Genomic DNA, 4,366 nt, shown 5'->3' on the forward strand with positions numbered 1-4,366 from the left:
CGATTGTTCCATCGCCTTCAGTCTCCTCTCGGCTCTCTGACAAGCCAAGGATCGCAGAGCGAAAGCCGAAGCGAAACCAGTCAATCAAATGGGAGAAAAGCTCCGCTTACGGATTTTGCCGGCCAGGATCTTTTTGGCCGCAGCAGCGCCCCCGGTTGCGGCGACGCCGGAATGGTAATCGATGACACTGAGCGCCCAGCCCGGTGTCTGCTGCATGGCCACGAGGCTCGCAAACTGACCCGGAAACCAGAACGAGCTACCGCCCTGGTCGGCATGCGAAACATCAGCGCAAAGCACGAGAGCAGCAACCGCTGCCGCATAGTTGATGACGCGGCTTCCCGGTTTGTTTGATCTCATTGCAAACCTCTGGGCGGCATTTGCAACCAGTGGCGGCTACTGCAAAGCGCTCCGCGAACCGCGGGGCCCCAAGTTAGTCGGCATTCAATACTAGGGCACAAGCAGCGTCGAAATCCGTGACAGAATGGTAACAGCGGGGGATATTTGTATTACGGCGATGACGCAGTCTCGGCTCGACCAAGAGTTGCTTGCGCTGGAGATATTCGGTTTTCTTTGCCGGAGCGAGGTCTTTTCCTGGGTCATCGCGACAAGTGTGGGAGGTCTTGCTGAGGTCTGCTGTTGGCGGCAGAGCCGACTTGATTTTGCTCACCGCAAGTATTGCGGCTCGTGACCCTGGCTGTGTGGAAACGCTGCTGCTTTGCCATGATTCTCTCGTGATTCTGCGGGGGAAGCAGAGAGGCGCTTCGTTGAGCAGGCGGATCGTGGGCAATGGACACTATTGCCTGAATGCCTGAACCCGCTCGCTATGCGCCAACGTCGCGAGACAGTCGAGCATCCGTTCGGCACGATGAATGCACGCATGGGAGGGACCCACTTCCTCACTAGAACGCTCCCAAAAGTAGCCGCCGAGATGGCACTCTCGGTTCTGGCCTGACGCGGGTCATCAACATCGTCGGGATCAAGCCGCTGATCTATGTGATCGCGGCCTGAGGCCGAGCCGGTCTTGGCTTGCTATCGGCTCATCTACAAAAGTGTGCTTCTACAGCCAAGACCCTTAGCAAACATCGTCTAGGCATACAGTCAGTTAGCTGCGTATGCTCCGACCATTATGCATTAGGTTCGAATTGAACTGCTTTGGCTTAGTCCTCGTCCTCGGACAGCGCACGGCGCCGGTCTACGGCATCACTCATATCGTGGAGTACCAGAATCGCGATGGCCGCCATGCGCTGCCTCTGTTCGGGATTAAGCGTTTTGTAGAGTGGCTGCCACGCCTCGGCGAGTTTATCCAAATCGGCTGATCGTTGAGCCAATGCTTCCGAGCGCCGCTGCAAGAAGGTGATAGGGTCACGATTGCGCAGGGCTTCGACACGGTTTTCGTCGGCCCGTCTACCTACTGTTTCTCCGATTTTTGCAAGGCGGGCTTTCCGGTCCTCCGCCCTGGCACGAATGGCGCTCTCTACAGCGGGCCAGTATTTCTCCTGGTCAGGTGTCAGCTGCAACGCCGCCTTTACCAGATCAATCCTCATGTCCGTCAGCGTATTCCGGTCGGCTGCATTTAACCGTTCCGGAGTCGCAGAAGAGGTTTGCGAGGTTTGCGCGTTGGCAATCGGGGATGCAGCAAGGAAGAGTGCGGTTGTTCCGGCAACTACTATTTTCAACATCGGCCATCTCCTAGGCGAGTTGCCCCACACGACAATGGTGACGCACTGCGCGGTTACGTTGATCTAAATCAGGGAACCAGCGCCGCCCAGTGTTCGTCCTTTTACATCTCAGAAATCAATCTCGTATCGAGGGCCGACGGCGAGGCCGGGCACGTTCAGACCTTTGTGGGGTTTGGCCCCTCCAAGGAAGAGGCAGAGAAGAGCGCCCTGGGATGGTGCTCGCATATCAGGTTCGATCTTGAGACCTGCTTGAATTCGGATCGCCTGACCGCTCGCAACTATCGGTCAGACGGAGGTGACGCGCACTTGATCTTAAGTACATGAAGGCAGTTGCGCGCATTACCGGCTGCAGTTAGAGCGCGTTCGCGAGCGATCGAACGCGCTTGATCTATATCAAGCAGCTCGTGGCCATCTTGCTGCAGGTAACAGACGACGTAGAGCCCAGGTCAATGTTTCGGGGCGCACCGGAGCGACCGGCATGCCACTGGCGGCATATTTCTGGAAGGTCGGAGCAGTGTTGCTCGCACTGCTCTTTGTTGCAGATTATTGGCTGCCGAGGGCCCCGACCGTCGATCAGGCGGCTGCGGACCGGCCGGCCGTACTTATCCACTCAGATCGCAAATGGCCCGAGCGTATTGTCTTCGATACCCAGTCGCCGGTGATCGTCGCCGCTGCGCCCGTGGCCGAGGCGACCGAGGTCGCAACTTCATCGGATGTGGCCGAACCGCCCGTTACCGTCCCACTGAGCCCGGCGGTGGCGAATTCTTTCGCGATGCTGCCGAAACAGGATACACGCCCGCCTGAAACCGTCGATCGCAAGCGACAACGCAAGATGTTGCATGTTGCGGCTCGACCGAGGCGAAACGTCCAGCCGCAGATGCTTCTGGCGGCACGACAAGGACAGTTCGGCTGGTTCGGCTTCAGAACCTGGTGATCGGCGTCCGGATAAGATCCAAACGCCGAGTCTCGCGGCTCCTATTCGTACATCGCACAGACATTTCCCTGCCAACGGAGACACCTGCGCACTGCACGCCGGGTTTGGCGGATCGTCGTCCTTGCAACGCAGACGCCGTTGATCCGCGTTCTGCCCACTCCGCAGGCGGCCGCGACCGGCGTGTTCAGGCTCTCGGATTGGGGAAGCGTCGGGGAGCAAATTGAACACGTCCACCAACAATCACCGTAGCGCCGGTCTTAAGCTGCAGACCGATGGCAGATTTCTGCGCCGCAGCGCCGCAACCAAACAGATCCGAACTCGGGCATTGTTGTTCTTTGGTGCAATGAACTTTAGGACAATACCGAGAATGCACTATCCCTGAAAATCTTGTCACCATGCACGCCCCTAACCCGGCACCGGAATTGCACGGTTACCAGGCCCATCATCACAAGATTAAGGAATGGGTCCAATGCTGATGCATATCACCTCAGTGTCGGTGCCTCATCCGCACTCCCTTTGCGAACTGGGGATACCGACCGAAACCAATCCGATCGTCAGCCTGAGCCAACTTACCTATCGGAAGTGCAACAAGATCTACGGCGAAAAGGAACCCGCCGATTATGTCTATCAGGTCAAGTCAGGCGCGGTACGAAGCTACAAGCTGCTTCGTGATGGCCGCCGGCAAATCGGCGCCTTTTACGTTTCCGGCGATATCTTCGGACTGGAGAATGGAAGCCTGCACCGTTCTACGGCAGAAGCCGTCGTGGACACGACGGTTCGCCTCATTCGGCGACAGAATCTCGATGTAATTTCCGGCAGTGATGGCGCGCTGGCCAAGCATCTGCTCCGCATGACCACCAGCAATCTGAAGCATGCGGAAGACCATATGCTGCTCCTTGGACGCAAAACTTCGATCGAGCGCGTCGCGGCCTTCATCCTTGAGATGGACGAGCGGCTCACCGACGCCGGCATTTTGGCACTGCCAATGTCACGGCGTGATATCGCGGACTACCTTGGACTCAAGCTGGAAACCGTTTCGCGGGCGTTATCGCATCTGCGCAAGCTTGGCATCCTCGGCTTCATCGGTGCCACCCACCGCCAGATCGTACTGTTGGACCGGCAGCAACTCGCCGGCTTCGATCGTCAGAATTGACAGCCGGGTCGAAGCGAAGACCCTTTGCCGTTCCTAATTGAGCGGCCCCGGTGCCATGCCGGGACCTCTAATCTGCGCGGAAGTACGGTTCAATAGCGAGCGGTGACCGGTGCCGAATAACCGCCGAAACGATAGTTCAACCGAAGTGTGACCATGTCCACATCCTGACTGACCCCGTTGCCGAGAAGGGTGATGCCCCCTGGCGTGACCACGCCCGCGAAGGACGTGTTGTCACGCCCCATCCAGAGATGGTCGTATTCGATGCCGAACGACCAATTCGGCGAGAAACCGTATTCCCAGCCGACACCGAGGGCACCGCCCCAGCGCGTGTGACCTGCGGAGTCAGGCCGACTCCGGTGAGGTTGTTGAAGACATCAAAGCGATTGCGCGTCACCGCAGCGCCACCCTTCACATAGAACAGCGACGCTTTCCATGCCCATCCGAATTGAGCCGTGAACAGCCCAATGCCATCAATCTTGCCTGTGGTTGAGAGAGCTGGCCCCGCAAATTCGGACAGTAGCTTGAGTGGATTTTCTGCCTGACAGCGGCGAGGATTCTTGCTGCGAATCAGGAGCGAAGATGACGAAGAAGAGCCGCCGG

The 4,366-nt window shown here is 58.0% G+C and carries 4 protein-coding genes and 2 pseudogenes; 3 read left to right on the forward strand and 3 right to left on the reverse strand.

The window, feature by feature from the left end:
• Window positions 1-84 precede the first annotated feature (84 nt).
• A complete protein-coding gene (locus tag QJT78_RS49030; protein WP_272481444.1) occupies window positions 85-216 on the reverse strand; it encodes a hypothetical protein in 132 nt (43 codons plus the stop codon).
• 607 nt (window positions 217-823) lie between these two features.
• On the opposite strand from QJT78_RS49030, the pseudogene QJT78_RS49035 reads away from it, so the two are divergent.
• A pseudogene (locus QJT78_RS49035) lies at window positions 824-1,008 on the forward strand (IS5/IS1182 family transposase); the annotation flags it as partial.
• A gap of 149 nt (window positions 1,009-1,157) precedes the next feature.
• On the opposite strand, the gene QJT78_RS49040 reads toward QJT78_RS49035, so the two are convergent.
• The gene (locus QJT78_RS49040; protein ID WP_038945733.1) at window positions 1,158-1,679 is read right to left on the reverse strand and encodes a Spy/CpxP family protein refolding chaperone; all 522 of its coding nucleotides are present in this window, start codon (window positions 1,677-1,679) and stop codon (window positions 1,158-1,160) included.
• Window positions 1,680-2,157: 478 nt separating this feature from the next.
• On the opposite strand from QJT78_RS49040, the gene QJT78_RS49045 reads away from it, so the two are divergent.
• Together QJT78_RS49045 and QJT78_RS49050 are read left to right on the forward strand one after the other, a co-directional pair.
• Window positions 2,158-2,613: a hypothetical protein gene (locus tag QJT78_RS49045; RefSeq protein ID WP_049808110.1), complete on the forward strand. Its 456-nt coding sequence runs from the start codon at window positions 2,158-2,160 to the stop codon at window positions 2,611-2,613.
• Between the two features lie 469 nt (window positions 2,614-3,082).
• Entirely contained in the window at window positions 3,083-3,766 is a 684-nt protein-coding gene (locus tag QJT78_RS49050) for a helix-turn-helix domain-containing protein (protein ID WP_038945731.1), read from the forward strand.
• Window positions 3,767-3,855: 89 nt separating this feature from the next.
• Here the strand turns inward: QJT78_RS49050 and QJT78_RS49055 are convergent.
• A pseudogene (locus QJT78_RS49055) lies at window positions 3,856-4,259 on the reverse strand (outer membrane beta-barrel protein); the annotation flags it as partial.
• Window positions 4,260-4,366 lie beyond the last annotated feature (107 nt).

The sequence above is a fragment of the Bradyrhizobium sp. Mp27 genome, assembly GCF_029953005.1.
In the GTDB taxonomy this organism is placed as follows: Bacteria; Pseudomonadota; Alphaproteobacteria; order Rhizobiales; family Xanthobacteraceae; genus Bradyrhizobium; species Bradyrhizobium barranii.